This is a genomic window from Actinoplanes rectilineatus, assembly GCF_000962825.1.
In the GTDB taxonomy this organism is placed as follows: domain Bacteria; phylum Actinomycetota; class Actinomycetes; order Mycobacteriales; family Micromonosporaceae; genus Actinoplanes; species Actinoplanes rectilineatus.
The window spans coordinates 1-15,402 of record NZ_JZKF01000134.1; the positions used below are offsets into that span (position 1 = coordinate 1).

Sequence of the window (15,402 nt, forward strand, 5' to 3'; positions counted from 1 at the left end):
GCCCGCCGTCGCCTCTTTCGCGGCGGGTGGGAGGTGTCGCGCGTACCCCATGAAAAAACTGATCAGGGTGCCTCGCGGCCCCCTGATCTCGACTCGCCTGCCCTGCGGGATCTGCGAACGCTTCGCGCTCCCCTACTCGGCGGTCTCCCGGATCGCCTGCTGGAACGCCTCGGAGCGGTGTTCGAAGTTGCGGAAGCGGCCGTAGCTCGGGGCCGCCGGCGACAGCAGCACCACGCCGTCGGCGGGGGTGAGTTCGCGGGAGAGGCGGACCGCGTCGGCGAGGTCCTCGGCCTGCTGAGTGCGGATGCCGGGCAGGTCGGACAGGACGGACAGGATGCGCTCGCCGCTGTCCGGCATGCCGATCACGGTGAGTTCACGGGTGGCGAGGAAGTCTCGCAACGGTGTGTAGTCGAGGCCGCGGTCGGTGCCGCCCACGAGCACGGTCAGCGGCCGGCCCTCGTACGCCTCGATGGCATGGATCGCCGAGTAGGGGCTCGTCGACAGCGTGTCGTCGACGAACACCAGTCCGGACGCGTCCGGGATCTCGGTCAGCCGGTGCGGCAGGCCCGCGAACTCCCGGACCGCCGCCTCCAGGGTGGCCCGCTCCCCCACCACGTCCACGCCCATCCCGTCCAGGACGGCCAGGGCCACGCACAGGTTCCGCTCGTTGTGCCGGCCCTTCAGCGTGAGCGCGGAACGCGGGAACAGCACGTCGTCGCTGCAGAACACCAGGTCGTCCTCGACCCGGAACCGGGAGTCGTCGGCGGCCGCCGGCACCGGCGGGAACCGGCCCGCGTCGGACACCCCGCGGAGTTCCGCGCGCAGCCGCTCGTCGGCGCCGTTGACCACGATCAGTTCCGGACTGTGGCGCAGGATGTTGAGCTTGTCGCGGTAGTACTCCCGCTCGCCGCCGTGCGCGTCCAGGTGCTCGGGGAAGAGCGAGGTGACCACGGCGACGCGCGGCGAGCGGGTCAGGTCGGCACACTGGTAGCTGGAGAGTTCCAGCACGTAGAGCTCGGCGGGCGGCATGTCGAGCAGCGGGATGCCGATGTTGCCGCCGTACGCGTTCGGCCGGCCCACCGCGGCCAGCAGATGGCTGATCAGGCTGGACGTGGTGCTCTTGCCCTTGCTGCCGGTGACGCCCACGGTCTTCGGGGCGTTCTCGGCCATCCACAGCGCACTGCCGCCGGTGACGGTCACGCCGCGGGAACGCAGCTCGACCATGAACGGGTGGGTCGACGGCACTCCCGGCGAGCGGACCACCACGTCCGCGCTGACCAGGGCGGCGAAGGCGTGCTCACCGCCGGCCAGCGGTGCCAGCTCGGCGAGCGGGCCGGTCCACTCCACGGACAGGTAGTTCGCACTGTCGTCGACGGCGATCAGCCGGCTCGGCTCGTGCTTCGCGATCGCGGTGACCGCGGCGCGGCCCTCCCGGCCGGTGCCCCAGACCGCCACCGAACGGCCGCGCAGGTCTGCCAGACGCACGTCGCCTCCCCCCGCCGTTCCCGGCTCGTTTTCCCCTCGCCCGGGCCGTTGTGGCCGGACCGCACTAATATTGCCCGTCGGCCAGATGACAGGAGTCCCCGGGTGCAGTTCGACGTCATGCGCTTTCCGTCCCGCTCGTTCGATCCCGCGACCGGGGTGGCGACGTTCGACTACGTGCTGGAGGGGCCGGAGCCGCTGCACTTCACCGAGACGATCACGCTGCCTGTTCCTGAGAATTCGGAAAAGTCGGATTTGCTGGACAGCGTTCTCGACCTGCTGCACGTCGTCGCCGGCGTCAGCTACTACAAGGTCGGCGCCCCGGCCCGGGTGATCGCCCCGAAACCCGTCCCGGCGCAGGTCCAGGCGTTCTTCACCGCCGTCTACACGCACGGACTGGCCGAGTACGCCTACCGCAACCAGCTCCCGCACGTCCTCGAGCTGACCGTCGAGACCCCCGGCGAGATCGGCGCCGCGACACCGCGGGAGACCACCGGGCGCCCGCTCTCCGCGGTCGGCGGCGGCAAGGACTCCATCGTCACGCTGGAGATCCTGCGCGCCGCGGGCCTCGACCCGGTGCCGTTCTCGGTCAACCCCAACCCGGTGATCGAGAACGTGAACGCCGCCTCCGGCCTGACCGCGATCGCCGCCCGCCGCAAGCTGGACCCGCGTCTCTTCGAGCTGAACAAGGCCGGCGCCCTGAACGGCCACATCCCGGTCACCGCGATCAACTCGCTGATCGCGATCGCCACCGCGGTCTGGCACGGCCTCGGCCCGGTGGTGATGTCCAACGAGCGTTCCGCCTCCGACCCGAACCTGATCTGGAACGGTCACGAGGTCAACCACCAGTGGTCCAAGGGCGAGGTCGCCGAGGGCATGCTCCGGGACGCCGTCGCCGCCTACGCGGGGCTCACCGACGCGTACTTCTCCCTGCTGCGCCCGCTCTCCGAACTGCACATCGCGCAGCTGTTCGCCGATCACACAGCGTATGACGACGTCGTAACCAGTTGTAACAAGGCGTTCAAGCTGCACGACCCGACGGCCCGTTGGTGCGGCGACTGCCCGAAGTGCCGGTTCGTCTTCCTGGCGATGGCCCCGCACATGACCCGCGAGCGCCTCGCGCACATCTTCGGCACCGACCTGTTCGCCGACCCGGCGCAGGTCCCCGGCTTCCTGGAACTGCTCGGCGTTGACGCGCACAAGCCGTTCGAGTGCGTCGGCGAGGCCGAGGAGTGCCTGGTCGCGCTCTCGCTGCTGACCGACGACGCCCCGGTCCTGGTCGCCCTGCGCGCGGCGGTCCCGGCGAGCGCCTGGGCCGACGCCTCGCACAGCAACGTCTTCACCCCCGGCGGCCCGAACCACATCCCGGCCACCTACCGCAAACTCCTCGACGAGGCGACGCGGCCCTGACAGCCGCCCGGTCAGGGTGCCGCGCGGCACCCTGATCAGCATTTTCATGGGGTACGAGCCACTCCTCCCACCTTCCCGGAAGAGGCACCTCCGGGGCTGGGGACACAGCGCTCACTCCCACCGTGATCCCCGGCGTCGACCGCGGAACCGTGGCCGACGGCTGGACCTTCGCGGCCGTCGCCCGCGGCTGTTCGATCTCGATTCCGGAACCCCACACGACGGCTCAGAACCCCCAGCCGTCGCCCACGGTCGCTGTCGACTCGCAAACGGACCGTGCCCGACGGCCGGGATGACTGACGGCCGGAACCGCCGACAGCCGGGACCGCCGACGGCCGGGATCGCCGGAACGCCACTCGACCTCTTCCGATCTCGGTGACGGCCCCGGGGAGTACCGCCTACACGTTCGGCCCTGCTCGGCGGGTGTCGTCCACGCGTACACGAGACGGCTCCGCGCGTACCCCGAAGGAAGCGCGAGCGAGAACGCGGCCCTGCTCACCGCGGTCCGGAAATGCGCCCGCAGGGCGCGCGGGTAACGTCGGCGACCGTGACGAACGAGATCTACGTGGGCAACGCCGACCCGGACGCGATGGCCGATCGCGGCTGGCTGCTGGGGCATTTCAAGCCGGAGGGCGACCCGCGGCACAGCACCGATGTCGAGATCAAGTGGGGCCGGCACCCGAAGGGCGACCGGCGGGCGCAGTGGGTGCGGGGTGAGGACCGGACCGCCCTGCTGGTGCTGATCAGCGGCTGTTTCCACATGGAGTTCCCGGGGCGCACCGTGGTCCTGGACAAGCAGGGCGACTACGTGGTGTGGCCGCGGGGCGTCGACCACTCGTGGTACGCCGCCGAGGAGACCGTGGTGCTGACCGTCCGCTGGCCGTCGGTCCCCGGGTACGCGGTTCCACTCGACGAGTGAGACGCCGAATGATCACTCCGGGGCGTCGTGGTGGATGTGTTCCGCCGGGACGCCCCGGTCCCGCAACGCGGTCGCGACCCGGGCGAGCATGAGCGGCGGGCCGGCCACGAACACCTCCCGGTCGCGCCAGTCGTCGCCGGCCAGCACCGCGTCGATCACGTCGCCGGTGGCGTACGGCCCGGCGTTGCCCTCCGCGATCACCGGCACCACCGTCGCGGCCGGTGCGCGCAGCGCGAGCGCGGTCAGGTCGTCCAGGTCGTAGAGCTCGTTCATGTGCCGGACCTGCCAGTACAGCGCGGCCGGGCGGGTGTCGCCGCGGGCCGCCAGCTCGGCGAGCATCGCTTTCATCGGGGCCACACCGGTGTCCCCGGCGATCATCAGGACCGCGCGTCCGGGCTCGTCCGGCAGCCGCATGTGCCCCTCGGCGCGGCTCAGCCGGACCCGGCGGCCGACCCCGATCCGGTGTACGAGCGTGCCGCTGACCCCGGTCTCGGTCTTCGCCCGCACGTGCAGTTCCAGCAGGTCGTCCCGGGTCGGATCGCCGGCCAGCGAGTACGGCCGCCACACGCCGGGCACCTCGTCCAGCTCGATCCGCGCGTACTGCCCGGGCCGGTACGGCAACGGCAGGTAGGGCCGCAGCCGCAGCACCGCCAGGTCGTGCCGCCGGCGGTCGTGCTCGATCACCTCGGCCGTCCAGACGGTCGGCTCCTGCTGGCTGAGCTCGCCACCGTGCACGATCCACTCGTACGTGTGCTGCCAGGTCCACCGCCAGGCCAGGTCGAAGTCCTGCCGCCAGGCCCCCGGCGGCATCCCGGCCCGCATCGCCTCGGCGATGGCCGCCCCGACCAGCTGCAGCTGGCTCCACCGGACGCCGCAGTCGGCGAGCACCCCGCCGAGGCGCCCGCACCCGGCCACCAGCGCGGGCGGCGAGTCGAGGTTGTGCACCAGCCAGGTGAGTGCCCGGGTCAGGTAGTTGCGCTGGCGGGCCGGGGTGCCGGGGATCACCGCGAGCAGGTCGGGCTGGGCGCGGTGCAGCGCCTTCCAGAGGCGGTCGGCCACGTCCTCGGTGCCGCCGGCGAAGGTCAGGCTGGTGGCGAGGAGCCGCTGGGTGTCGCGCAGCGCGGCGTCGTCGGCCGGGTCCATGCCGTCGGTGGCCGGACCGGGCCCGGTCCGCGCCGGGTTGGCCCCGGGCCGCCCCGGGTAGGGACCGGCACCGCCGCCCCCGCTGGTGACGCCCTGCTGGGCGGAGGGCAGCTCGGTGCCGGCCGGCCCCAGCGGGCGGATGCCGGGCGTGGCCGGGATGCTGGTGACCGGCACCGAGGTGCTGGACGGGTTGACCCCGCTGATCGGGTTGACCCGGTTGGTGGGCAGGCCGGGAACCGGGCCGGGCGACCGGTGGCCGCCGCGCGGGTCCAGCCCGGAGCGCCCCAGGGTGGCGCCCGGGTCGCCGCGCCAGAGCAGGTCGGGGCCGCCCCGCTCGGCGGAACGCCGGCGCCCGCCCGAGGAGCGGCCACCCGGCCCCGCGCCACCTGGTTGCATGCCGCCCCTTCGTCCGCGTTGATGGCCCTGAGGTGATCCTGACTGATCGCCCCGGCCGGAGGTGGCGTTCCCCGCGGATCGGGTCACGGCGTCGCCCGGATCGGGGTCGCCGGCGTCGTGGGTCTCGGCGGGCGGCTCGTCGGCGACCGCCACCGGGCGGCGCGGCACGGGCCGGCCGTACACCGGGCCGGCCGGGGTGTGCTCCTCGCCGTCGTCGTCCGGCAGGTCGGAGAGGGCCGCGGCGGTGTCGGTCTCGCCCGCGTCGGCGGCGTCCGGCGCGTTGTGCCGCAGGCGGATGGCGCGCAGCAGCCCGAGCAGGTGCGGGTCTGAGGCCGGACCTGACGACACGGGCACCCCCGGACGCTCGCGAGCGGAAAACCGTACGCTTCCATCTTCCCTCACCGGCCGCCCACCGGAACGGTAACTTTGCGGGCATCCGGTGCGGACGGTTCGTAAAGTTCACACATCGGGTCACCCGCGACCGCCCGGACGGGTCCCGTCAGAATGCCTGTGTGCCAGCGTTCAGCATCACCAGCCCCGACGATCCCCGGATCGCCGACTACCGCGCCCTGACCGACGTCGAACTCCGCACCAAGTGGGAGCCGCCGAACGGGCTGTTCATCGCCGAGGGTGAGCTGGTCATCCAGCGGGCCCTGCGGGCCGGATACCGGATGCGGTCGGCGATGGTCGACGAGAAGCGGGCCGATCAGCTCACCGGGCTGCCGGACGACGCGCCGCTCTACACCGCGCCGCCGCCCGTCCTGGAGTCGATCACCGGTTTCCACGTGCATCGTGGGATCCTCGCCTCGTTCCACCGTCGCGACCTGCCGAGCCTGACCGACCTGCTGGCCGGGGCACGCAGCCTGGCCGTGCTGGAGGGCCTGAACACGCACACCAACCTGGGTGCGCTTTTCCGCAGCGCGGCCGCGATGGGCATCGACGCCGTGGTGCTGTCGCCGAACTGCGCCGACCCGCTCTACCGCCGGGCGGTGCGGGTCAGCATGGGTGAGGTGTTCGCGATCCCGTACGTGAAGTCCGAGGACTGGCCGGGCACCCTGACGGCGATCCGGGACGCCGGGTTCACCCTGCTCGCGATGACCCCGGCGGCCGACTCGGTGGCGTTGCAGGACCTCGGCAGGGAGCAACGGGAACGTCCGGCGCTGCTGCTGGGCGCCGAAGGGCCGGGCCTGACCGAACACGCGATGCGCTCCAGCCACGTCCGGGTGGCGATCCCGATGAGGAACGGCGTCGACTCCCTCAACGTGGCCACCGCCGCGGCGATCGCCTTCTGGGAACTGACCCGTTAGGTGCGCGGCATCAGGCGGCCGCCGGTCCAGGCCAGGCCCATGCCCGCCGCCAGCAGCAGGAGGGCGCCGACCGTCGGCAGCGGGCGCAGGCCGTACGTGCCGGCGCCGATCGCGACCGCGGCGAGCATCAGCAGGACGCCGTCGGCCGGGTTGACCAGCTTGGAGCGGAACACCGCCCAGCCCAGCAGCAGCAGGCCGGTGGCGGCGAGCAGGCCGGCCCCGCGGACCAGGTCCGGCAGGTGCCCGGCGGCCAGCGGGGCCATCGCGGGCACCTCGTCGACGGGCAGGGCGGCGAGCGGGAGCAGCAGGATCGCCCCGGCCAGCGTGATCAGCAGGCCGGTCAGGGCGCACCGGCGGGTCCGCGAGCCGGCGAGCAGGCCGGCCAGCGCGATCAGCGAGACGGTGGCGAGCCACGCGGCGATCAGGCCGACGGCGAGTGGGCCGGGCTGCTCCGGCACGCCGAGGGTCAGCCAGCCGTAGAGCACCGACGCGATCGGGAGCGCCCACAGGGCCAGCCGGGCGTATCTGCGGACCGACCAGATCCAGACGGCGTCGCGTACCGGAAGAAGATGCCCGTCCGGCGACAGGCCGGTGGCCGGGGTCGGGGCGCCGACCCACGCCGGAGCGACCCGGAGGGGGCGGCCACTGGCCGTCTGATGCTCGCTGATGCTCATGGCTCCGCCTCGCTCACAGGGGCAACAAGCCGAGCGGCCGGGGGCACCGGTCGGAATCCTGTGGGGAAGCATGCCAAAGCCCGGAGACCGGGTACCGGCAATCCCAGAAATAACCGGAAAAGTCGGATCTGAAACCAGCGATTATCAGGCTTTTTCCACCTCACCCCCGTGCTGGTAGTCGGCACTGCCCAGCGCGGCGGCCGGCGGCACGCCGTCGGACGCGGTCAGCGCACCCGGCGTGGCCTGCCCGGTCGCCTCGGCCTCGGCCGCCCGCACCTCCGCGTTCACCTTCTGCGCCTCGGCAGAGGCCGCCTCGGCAGCCGCGGCGGCCTCCCGCTCGACCGCGCCCGCGTCGACACCGGCGGCCGGCACGTCACCGACCATGCCGGCCAGGCCGCCGAGCGCGCCGCCCATCCCCTCGAGGGCCTTGGTCAGCTCGGTCGGCACGATCCACACCTTGTTGGCGGTGCCGTTGGCGATCTGCGGCAGGGCCTGCAGGTATTGGTAGGCCAGCACCTTCTGCGACGGGTTGGCCTGGTGGATGGCGTCGAAGACGGTCCGGATCGCCTTGGCCTGGCCCTCGGCCTGCAGGATGCGGGCCTGCCGGTCACCGTCGGCGCGCAGCACCTGGGACTGCTTCTCGCCCTCGGCGGTGAGGATCGCGGCCTGCTTGTGTCCCTCGGCGTTGAGGATGGTGGCACGCCGCTCCCGTTCGGCGCGCATCTGCTTCTCCATCGAGTCGCGGATGCTGGGCGGCGGCTCGATCGCCTTGATCTCCACCCGGGTGACCTTGATGCCCCACCGGCCGGTGGTCTCGTCGAGCACGCTGGACAGATGCTTGTTGATCTCCTCGCGGCTGGTCAGGGCGCGTTCCAGGTCGAGTGAACCGATGACGTTGCGCAGCGTGGTGACGGTCAGCTGCTCGATCGCCTGCAGGAAGTTGGAGATCTCGTAGGTGGCCCGGACCGGGTCGACGACCTTGAAGTAGAGCACCGTGTCGATCGAGACGACCAGGTTGTCCGAGGTGATCACGGGCTGCGGCGGGAAGGAGACCACCTGCTCACGCATGTCGACCTTGGTGCGGACCGCGTCGACGAACGGAACCAGCAGGTTCAGCCCCGGAGAGAGGGTCCGTTTGTACTTCCCGAGGCGTTCGACGACGTCCATCCGCTGCTGCGGGACGATCCGGACCGACCGGACCATGGTGGTCACCGCCAGCACCGCGATGGCGATGACCAGGACAAGAATGATGGCTTCCATGACGCCTCTCTTCGTTGTCGATATCTCAGACGTCGGGAACGTCGTCGTGCCACACCAGGACGGTCGCGCCGCGGAGCTTGACGATCCGGACGCGGGCCCCCTCGGGGAACGTCTCGGCGCTGTCGGCGGACCGGGCCTGCCACAGCTCACCGTCGATCTTCACCATGCCGTGGTCCACAGTCACCTCCTCCAGCACCGTGCCACGGGAACCCTCGATCGCCTCCACCCCGAACGGGGTGTCCCCGGTCTCGATAGCCGGCCGGGCGTGCCGCACGATGATCGGGCGCAGCGCGGCCACCGACAGGCCGGAGACCACCGCGAAGACGATGACCTGAGCCAGCACCGGGGCACCGAGCCCGGCGGCCAGGGCGGCGGCCGCCGCACCCGCCGCGAAGAAGATGACGAGAATGGTCGCGGTGAAGGCCTCACCGATCGCGAGAGCGACGGCCAGGACGATCCAGAGTACGGCTTCCACCCCCCGATCGTGGCACGTCCGCGCACGTTGAGGGAGGGGCCGCAAGGCTGTACCCGTCAGTTCGCCGAAGGAGAGGGACCCCCGTGTCGTTGCTACCCGAGACCGGCCGCCGCATCGATGAGATCGCCGCCCGCGCCCAGTCCGCCGGGCAGGTGCCGTCGCTCGTCCTCGCCGTGGTCCGCGACCGCGCGGTGCGGCACTTCGCCGGGGCGGGCGAGCAGCCGCACCCGGACCCGAAGACCCAGTACCGGCTCGGCTCGATCACCAAGACGTTCACCGCGACGCTGGTGATGCAGTTGCGCGACCAGGGACGGCTCGCCCTCGACGACCCGCTCGAGCGGCACCTGCCGGGCGTCCCGGTCGGCGGCGTGACCCTGCGGCACCTGCTCGGGCACGTCTCCGGCCTGACCCGCGAACCGGACGGGGCATGGTGGGAGCGGGCCGAGGGCGGTTCGGTCGAACAACTGCTCGCCGGGCTGACACCGGACAAACTCGCCGGACCGCCCTACCGGCGGTACCGGTACTCCAATCTGGCGTACGGCCTGCTCGGTGCGGTCCTCGAACGGGTCACCGGCCAGAGCTGGGCGGACCTGGCCACCCAGCGGCTGCTCGAACCGCTCGGCATGCGCCGCACCAGCCTCCAGCCGATCGAACCGTTCGCCCGCGGCTACGTGGTGCACGCGCTCGGCGGCACGCTGCACGAGGAGCCGCGCACCGGCACCGGGGCGATGGCGCCGGCCGGCCAGCTCTGGTCGACGGTCACCGACATGGCCCGCTGGGCCGGGTTCCTGACCGATCCGGCGCCGCAGGTGCTGGCCCGCGAGACCGTCGACGAGATGTGCGCGCCGGTCGCCATCCACGACCTGGAGTCCTGGACCGGCGGCCACGGCCTGGGGCCGCAGCTGTTCCGGGTCGGCGAGCGGGTCTACGCAGGACACGGCGGGTCGATGCCGGGCTACGTCGCCCACCTGGTGGTGCACCGCCGCAGCCGGTTCGGGGTGGTCGCCTTCGCCAACGCCTACGGCCTGGGAGACCTGTCGATCCGGGAGGTCTCGCTGCGGGCGCTCACCGCCGTCCTGGACGGCGAGCCGGCCGAGATCACGCCCTGGCGGGCCACGCCGCCGCCGTCCGGCGACCGGGCCGAGCTGTGCGGGCGCTGGTGGTGGATGGGCCGGGAGTTCCAGGTCGTCCCGGACGGCGACGGCCTGCTGATGACCGGTACCGCCCAGCCGACACTGTTCACCCGGGAGGCCCCGGACCGCTGGCGTGGTGTCGAGGGCGGCAACGAGGGGGAGATCCTCACCGTGCTGCGCGCCCCGGACGGCACGGTGGACCGTCTGGACATCGCCACCTTCGTGTTCAGCCGCGACCCCGCTCACCTGGCCTGACTTTCCACTTCCCGTTCCTGGGGTACGCCCTGAGCACCGTCCCCGGGCACCCCGCGCCGGCCGGCTCCCGTGGTCAGCCCCAGGGCCAGGCCGGCGGCCACCGTGGTGATGCCGCACCACACCGCCGGGCCCGGCACCGGACCGCCGAGCACCACCCCGGTCAGCGCCGCCGCGGCCGGGGCGACGCCGGTGAGCAGACCGGTCCGGCCCGCCCCGAGCCGGGCCACGCAGGTGTACCAGAGCAGGAACGCCACCGCGGTCACCAGCACCGCCAGGTACCCGGTGGCGAGCAGGTCCCCGGCGGTCAGCCGGGTGACCGCGCCCGGCCCCTCGACGGCCAGTCCCCCCGCCGCGAACATCAGCACCGCCATCCAGGTGGTGTGCACCGACACCCCGATCGGGCCGTGCCGGCCCAGCACCGGCACGGCCAGCAGGGTGAACGCCGCCTCGCAGGCGAACGTGACGAACGCCCAGCCGAGCCCGATCGCGTCGGTCCGGCCCAGCCCCTGGACCAGGGCGGCGCCCAGGGTCACCACCGCCGCGGCGACCAGGATCCGGACCTTGTCCCGCCGCCACGGGCCGGCGATCGCCAGGACCATCGGTACGCAGGCGACCGCCACCCCCAGGACGGCCGGCTCGGCGTGCCGGGAGCCGTACACCAGGGCCACGTTGAACAGCAGCAGGCCGGTGGCGGCCACCCCGGCCAGCCACAGCCATTCGGCGCCGCGCGGCCGGTGCACGGTCAGGCCGCGGGCGCGGGCCCAGAGCAGCAGCAGGACGCAGGCCACCAGATAACGCAGGGCCTGCACGGTGAACAGGGGCGCGGCGGCGAGACGGCCGGAGACGGCGACGCTGCCACCGACGAAGACCATGCCGAGGGCGCCGGAGGCGAAGGGGAGAACTCTCACCCCTCGATGCTGCGGCCGGATGTGGTCCACTTCGAGGACCAATTCCCGGCCGAGAAGGAGGACCACTTGTCCGGCTCGGACTCCCCGCAACCCCGCCCGTCCGGCTCGGACTTTCTGCAACTCCGCGCCGGGGACGCCCCGGCCCGCGGGCTGACCGGCTGGCTCGCCGACGGCCTGCGCACCGCGATCGCCGGCGGGCGGCTCGCCGCCGGATCACGGCTGCCCGCCACCCGGCTGCTCGCCGCGGAACTCGGCATCGCCCGGGGCGTGGTGGTCCAGGCCTACCAGCGGCTGATCGACGAAGGACTGGCCACCGCCCGCACCGGCTCCGGAACCGTGGTCACCGGTCCCCCGGCCGGCCCGGCGGCGGGTTCGGCACCGGAGTTCCCGGCCGGCGACCGGCGACGCGCACTGGGCGGCCTACGGCTGCCGGCGTCCACCCCGGACGGCATCGAGATCGACCTTTCCCCCGGCGTGCCCGACCTCTCCGCGTTCCCGCGCGCCGCCTGGCTGCGCGCCGAACGGGCCGTCCTGGACCGGATCACCACCGCCGACCTGGGGTACGGCGACCCCGGCGGCGCCCCGCGGCTGCGCGGCGAGGTGGTGCGGTGGCTGGCGCGTACCCGGGGAGTGCGGGCCGCCGCGGACGACGTGGTGATCTGCGCCGGCGTAGCGCAAGGCCTCGCCCTGCTCGCGCGGATTCTGATCAGCGAAGAAGCGGTTGCGGTGGAGGACCCGGGATCCCGGGGAACCGGCGACCAGCTGGCCTTCTGGGGAATGCGGCCGGTCGGCGTGCCGGTCGACGACGAGGGCTTACGCGTGGACGAGCTGGCCGGAACCGGCCTGCGCACCGTGGTGGTCACCCCGGCACACCAGTTCCCGACCGGGGTGGTGCTGAGCCCGGCCCGCCGCCGGGCGCTGCTCGACTGGCCGGGACTGATCATCGAGGACGACTACGATGCGGAACACCGCTACGACCGGGCGCCGGTCGCGGCCCTGCAGGGGTCGGCGCCGGAGCGCGTCGCGTACCTCGGCAGTGTCTCCAAGACGCTCGCACCCGGGATGCGGATGGGCTGGCTGATCCCGCCGCCCCGCCTGCGCGGTGCCCTGCTCGCCGCCAAACACGCCAGCGACCTGGGCAACCCCGCCCTGCCGCAGCTGGTCCTCGCCGAACTGCTCGCCTCCGGGGCACACGACCGGCACCTGCGCGCGGTCCGTACCCGGCAGCGCCGGCGCCGGGACGCGCTGCTCGCCGGACTGCGCACGCACCTGCCGCAGGCCCGGTTCGCCGGGGTGGCCGCCGGTCTGCACCTGCTGGTCCAGCCGCCCGGCGACGTCGACGACACCGTGCTGGCCGCGCGGATCGCCGCGGCGGGCGTGCTGGTGCACCCGCTCTCCTGGCACCGCCGGCGCCCCGGACCGCCCGGCCTGGTGCTGGGCTACGCCGCGCACTCCCCCGACCGGCTCGCCGAGGCCGCCGCCCGCATCGGACGCGTGATCAGTCGTCCAGGACCGTGACGAAATCGATCAGCCGCTCCATCGCGTTGACCAGCGGGGTCTCGACGTCCCGGTAACTGTTCACCGACCCCAGGATGCGGCGCCACATGTCGGCCGGCTCCCGCACCCCGACCGCGGCGCACACACCCTCCTTCCACGGGCGGCCCGGCGGGATCACCGGCCACTTGCTCAGACCCACCCGCTCCGGCTTGACGGCCTGCCACACGTCCACATACGGATGACCGGTCACCATCACGTACGGGTCGGTCACCGCGGCCACGATCCGGCTCTCCTTCGACCCGGCGACCAGGTGGTCCACCAGCACGCCCAGTTTGCGGGCCGGCCCCGGCCGGAACCCGGCGACCGCCGCGGCGAGGTCGTCGATGCCGTCCAGCGGCTCCACCACGACACCCTCGATCCGCAGGTCGTCGCCCCAGATCCGCTCCACCAGGGCGGCGTCGTGGATACCCTCCACCCAGATCCGGCTCGCCTTCGCCACCTGCGCGCGGACCCCGGCGACCGCGACCGACCCGGAGGCGGTGACCCGGCGCTGCGGCGGGGCGGCCTGCGCGGCCGGACGGCGCAGCGTGACCGCCCTGCCGTCGAGCAGGAACGCCGCCGGGGTCAGCGGAAAGTTGCGCCGCTTGCCGTGCCGGTCCTCCAGCACCACCGCACCCAACTCGAACCCGATCACCGCACCGCAGAAACCCGAGTCGGCGTCCTCGACCACCAGATCCGGCTCGGCGTCCACCTCCGGAACGGTCTTCCGTCGCCGGCGGTCACCCGACAGCACATCCTCCCCATACATGTCCCGCACGGTAACGCGCGATCACGAACACACCGACGGTGACGCTCCGAGCCGAGACAAGCTTCCGTACCGGCACGTACCCTTGCCCACATGTCACCCGCAGCCGATGCGGCCATCCGCACCGCCCGCCGGTCCACGCGTTTCGTCGCCTGGGTCCGCGCCTGGCGAGCCGGGTTCGTCCCCTTCGACGAGCTGGCCGACGTGATCGCCGCGGACGAGGAACACCTCGTCGCCGACGCCCCCGGCACCTGGACCGACGTCCCGCTCGGCCAGGGCCTGCCGATCTTCGCCAAGATGCACCCGGACGAGATCCGCCTGGTGCTCCCGGCCCCCGGCGACCCCCGCGGCCTGCCCGGCCCCGGCGACCTGACCGGCGCCGCCCTGCTGGCCGGCGAAGCCGTGATGACCCCCGGTTTCGGCGTGGTCCCCGAGGTACGGCGGCACACCTCCGGCTCCGGCATGGAGTTCGAGACCGTGCTCTGGCGGGTCTTCCCGGCCCCCGAACACCGCCCGGTCTTCCAGATCGGAGCCGCCGAGGCCGAAGCGGAGCTGACCGCCGCCCTCGGCGAGGCCACCACCCAACTGACCAGGCTGGACATCGCCCAGTGGAAACCCGAGCTGGCGGGCGCCCTGCAGGCGCTGCGCCGCCCGGAGAGCGCCGAAACCCTGCCGCCCGGCTTCGACCCGCGGTCCCGCCGGCTGTTCGCCCGCGCCAGCGTCCTCGACCAGGTACTGACCCTGGCCGGGACGAACGCGCCGGGCGGCGCCGTCAACGGTCACGAGGCCCAGGCCCGCGACGCCGCCCTGCGCCCGCTGACCGCGGCCTGCCGGCAGGCACTGGTCGCCGCCTGCAACGCACCGCTGCGCGCCTGAGATGCAGGACCGGCACGCGCACTGCGCGTACTGCGGGGCCCGGTTCACCCCGGGCCAGAGCTGGCCGCGCCGCTGCACCGCCTGCGGCGAGACGACATACCGCAATCCGAGCCCGGTCGCGGTCGCCATCCAGCCGGTCGGCCACGGCCTGCTGGCGATCCGCCGCGGCATCCCCCCGGCCCGGGACCGCCTCGCCCTGCCGGGTGGCTTCATCGACATCGGCGAGACGTGGCAGGCCGCCGCGGTCCGCGAACTCGCCGAGGAGACCGGCCTGGAGGCGGACCCCGCCGCGGTCCGCCTGTACGACACGGTGAGCGCCCCGGACGGCACCCTGCTGGTCTTCGCGCTGCTGCCGGCGCTCCCCAGTGCGGGGGCGCTGCCGCCGGAGCCGGACGACGCGGAGACGCTGGGCCGCGAGATCCTGTATGCCCCCACCGAGCTGGGCTTCAGCCTGCACACCGCGGTCGTCACCCGCTGGTTCACCGCACCCGGCACTCTGACGTAAGTACGGTTTCAGCAACCGTACTTCGCCCGCAACGGGTCGATCCCGGTCGTCATCGACGAGTTCCCCACCTTGCCCGCATGAACCGGTCATCAGATGCCTCCGTGGATACTCCGGCCTTCAGGCCGGAGAGGAACCGGACTCCTGCGGAGCAGGTCAGGGGTAGCCGATTCGCCGTCAAGGCGAACTCGGCGTCTACCCGCAGCTGACCCTGGCGAAGATGGCCGCGCCGCTGGACATCGTGTGGTCCCGGCCGCTGCCCGAGGGACAGTCGCCGTCCACGGTGACGGTGTCCTGGGACAGTGCCGGGCGCTGGTTCGTGTCCTTGCTCTGCGAGGACACCATCGCGCCGGGACCGGTCAC

General features: G+C 73.0%; 14 protein-coding genes. 7 read left to right on the plus strand and 7 right to left on the minus strand.

The features are described from left to right. Positions 1-132 precede the first annotated feature (132 nt). The gene (gene murD / locus WH85_RS44020) at positions 133-1,485 is read right to left on the minus strand and encodes a UDP-N-acetylmuramoyl-L-alanine--D-glutamate ligase (RefSeq protein WP_045748165.1); all 1,353 of its coding nucleotides are present in this window, start codon (positions 1,483-1,485) and stop codon (positions 133-135) included. 102 nt (positions 1,486-1,587) lie between these two features. Here murD and WH85_RS44025 point away from each other — a divergent pair, with 102 nt between their 5' ends. Both WH85_RS44025 and WH85_RS44030 read left to right on the plus strand, forming a co-directional pair. Next, a complete protein-coding gene (locus WH85_RS44025; protein WP_483757026.1) occupies positions 1,588-2,892 on the plus strand; it encodes a MurL-like N-terminal domain-containing in 1,305 nt (434 codons plus the stop codon). Between the two features lie 544 nt (positions 2,893-3,436). Then, positions 3,437-3,808, plus strand: coding sequence for a cupin domain-containing protein (locus WH85_RS44030; protein WP_083449731.1), 372 nt, complete (start codon positions 3,437-3,439; stop codon positions 3,806-3,808). A 12-nt stretch (positions 3,809-3,820) separates the two neighbouring features. Here the strand turns inward: WH85_RS44030 and WH85_RS44035 are convergent, their stop codons facing one another. Then, positions 3,821-5,701, minus strand: coding sequence for a flavohemoprotein (locus tag WH85_RS44035; protein ID WP_045748167.1), 1,881 nt, complete (start codon positions 5,699-5,701; stop codon positions 3,821-3,823). A 158-nt stretch (positions 5,702-5,859) separates the two neighbouring features. On the opposite strand from WH85_RS44035, the gene WH85_RS44040 reads away from it, so the two are divergent. Further along, a complete protein-coding gene (locus WH85_RS44040; RefSeq protein WP_045748168.1) occupies positions 5,860-6,654 on the plus strand; it encodes a TrmH family RNA methyltransferase in 795 nt (264 codons plus the stop codon). Here the strand turns inward: WH85_RS44040 and WH85_RS44045 are convergent. The 3 genes from WH85_RS44045 to WH85_RS44055 form a co-directional block, all read right to left on the minus strand. After that, the gene (locus WH85_RS44045; protein ID WP_045748169.1) at positions 6,651-7,328 is read right to left on the minus strand and encodes a hypothetical protein; all 678 of its coding nucleotides are present in this window, start codon (positions 7,326-7,328) and stop codon (positions 6,651-6,653) included. The two genes, WH85_RS44040 and WH85_RS44045, sit on opposite strands and share 4 nt — an antisense overlap. 144 nt (positions 7,329-7,472) lie before the next feature. Continuing rightward, a complete protein-coding gene (locus WH85_RS44050; protein WP_045748170.1) occupies positions 7,473-8,588 on the minus strand; it encodes an SPFH domain-containing protein in 1,116 nt (371 codons plus the stop codon). A gap of 25 nt (positions 8,589-8,613) precedes the next feature. Next, positions 8,614-9,063, minus strand: a complete 450-nt coding sequence (locus tag WH85_RS44055) for an NfeD family protein (RefSeq protein ID WP_045748171.1) — start codon at positions 9,061-9,063, stop codon at positions 8,614-8,616. Between the two features lie 83 nt (positions 9,064-9,146). On the opposite strand from WH85_RS44055, the gene WH85_RS44060 reads away from it, so the two are divergent. Next, a complete protein-coding gene (locus tag WH85_RS44060) occupies positions 9,147-10,451 on the plus strand; it encodes a serine hydrolase domain-containing protein (protein ID WP_045748172.1) in 1,305 nt (434 codons plus the stop codon). On the opposite strand, the gene WH85_RS44065 is transcribed toward WH85_RS44060, so the two are convergent. After that, on the minus strand, positions 10,439-11,359 hold the full coding sequence (locus WH85_RS44065; RefSeq protein ID WP_245674356.1) for a DMT family transporter: 921 nt from the start codon (positions 11,357-11,359) through the stop codon (positions 10,439-10,441). The two genes, WH85_RS44060 and WH85_RS44065, sit on opposite strands and share 13 nt — an antisense overlap. A gap of 6 nt (positions 11,360-11,365) precedes the next feature. Between WH85_RS44065 and pdxR the strand changes: the two genes are divergently transcribed. Beyond that, positions 11,366-12,877, plus strand: coding sequence for a MocR-like pyridoxine biosynthesis transcription factor PdxR (gene pdxR / locus WH85_RS44070; RefSeq protein ID WP_083449730.1), 1,512 nt, complete (start codon positions 11,366-11,368; stop codon positions 12,875-12,877). On the opposite strand, the gene WH85_RS44075 is transcribed toward pdxR, so the two are convergent. Then, the gene (locus tag WH85_RS44075) at positions 12,858-13,664 is read right to left on the minus strand and encodes a DUF3097 domain-containing protein (RefSeq protein ID WP_045748173.1); all 807 of its coding nucleotides are present in this window, start codon (positions 13,662-13,664) and stop codon (positions 12,858-12,860) included. The genes pdxR and WH85_RS44075 overlap by 20 nt on opposite strands. Positions 13,665-13,754: 90 nt before the next feature. On the opposite strand from WH85_RS44075, the gene WH85_RS44080 reads away from it, so the two are divergent. Both WH85_RS44080 and WH85_RS44085 read left to right on the plus strand, forming a co-directional pair. Continuing rightward, a complete protein-coding gene (locus tag WH85_RS44080; protein ID WP_045748174.1) occupies positions 13,755-14,537 on the plus strand; it encodes a hypothetical protein in 783 nt (260 codons plus the stop codon). 1 nt (position 14,538) lies between these two features. Continuing rightward, positions 14,539-15,042, plus strand: a complete 504-nt coding sequence (locus tag WH85_RS44085; protein WP_045748175.1) for an NUDIX domain-containing protein — start codon at positions 14,539-14,541, stop codon at positions 15,040-15,042. Positions 15,043-15,402 lie beyond the last annotated feature (360 nt).

Excerpts from the sequence above, each read along its gene's own strand:
- WH85_RS44045 (WP_045748169.1), bottom strand. The coding sequence starts at position 7,328 with ATGAGCATCAGCGAGCATCAGACGGCCAGTGGCCGCCCCCTCCGGGTC.
- WH85_RS44050 (WP_045748170.1), bottom strand. The coding sequence starts at position 8,588 with ATGGAAGCCATCATTCTTGTCCTGGTCATCGCCATCGCGGTGCTGGCG.
- pdxR (WP_083449730.1), top strand. The coding sequence starts at position 11,366 with ATGCTGCGGCCGGATGTGGTCCACTTCGAGGACCAATTCCCGGCCGAG.
- WH85_RS44075 (WP_045748173.1), bottom strand. The coding sequence starts at position 13,664 with ATGTATGGGGAGGATGTGCTGTCGGGTGACCGCCGGCGACGGAAGACC.
- WH85_RS44080 (WP_045748174.1), top strand. The coding sequence starts at position 13,755 with ATGTCACCCGCAGCCGATGCGGCCATCCGCACCGCCCGCCGGTCCACG.
- WH85_RS44085 (WP_045748175.1), top strand. The coding sequence starts at position 14,539 with ATGCAGGACCGGCACGCGCACTGCGCGTACTGCGGGGCCCGGTTCACC.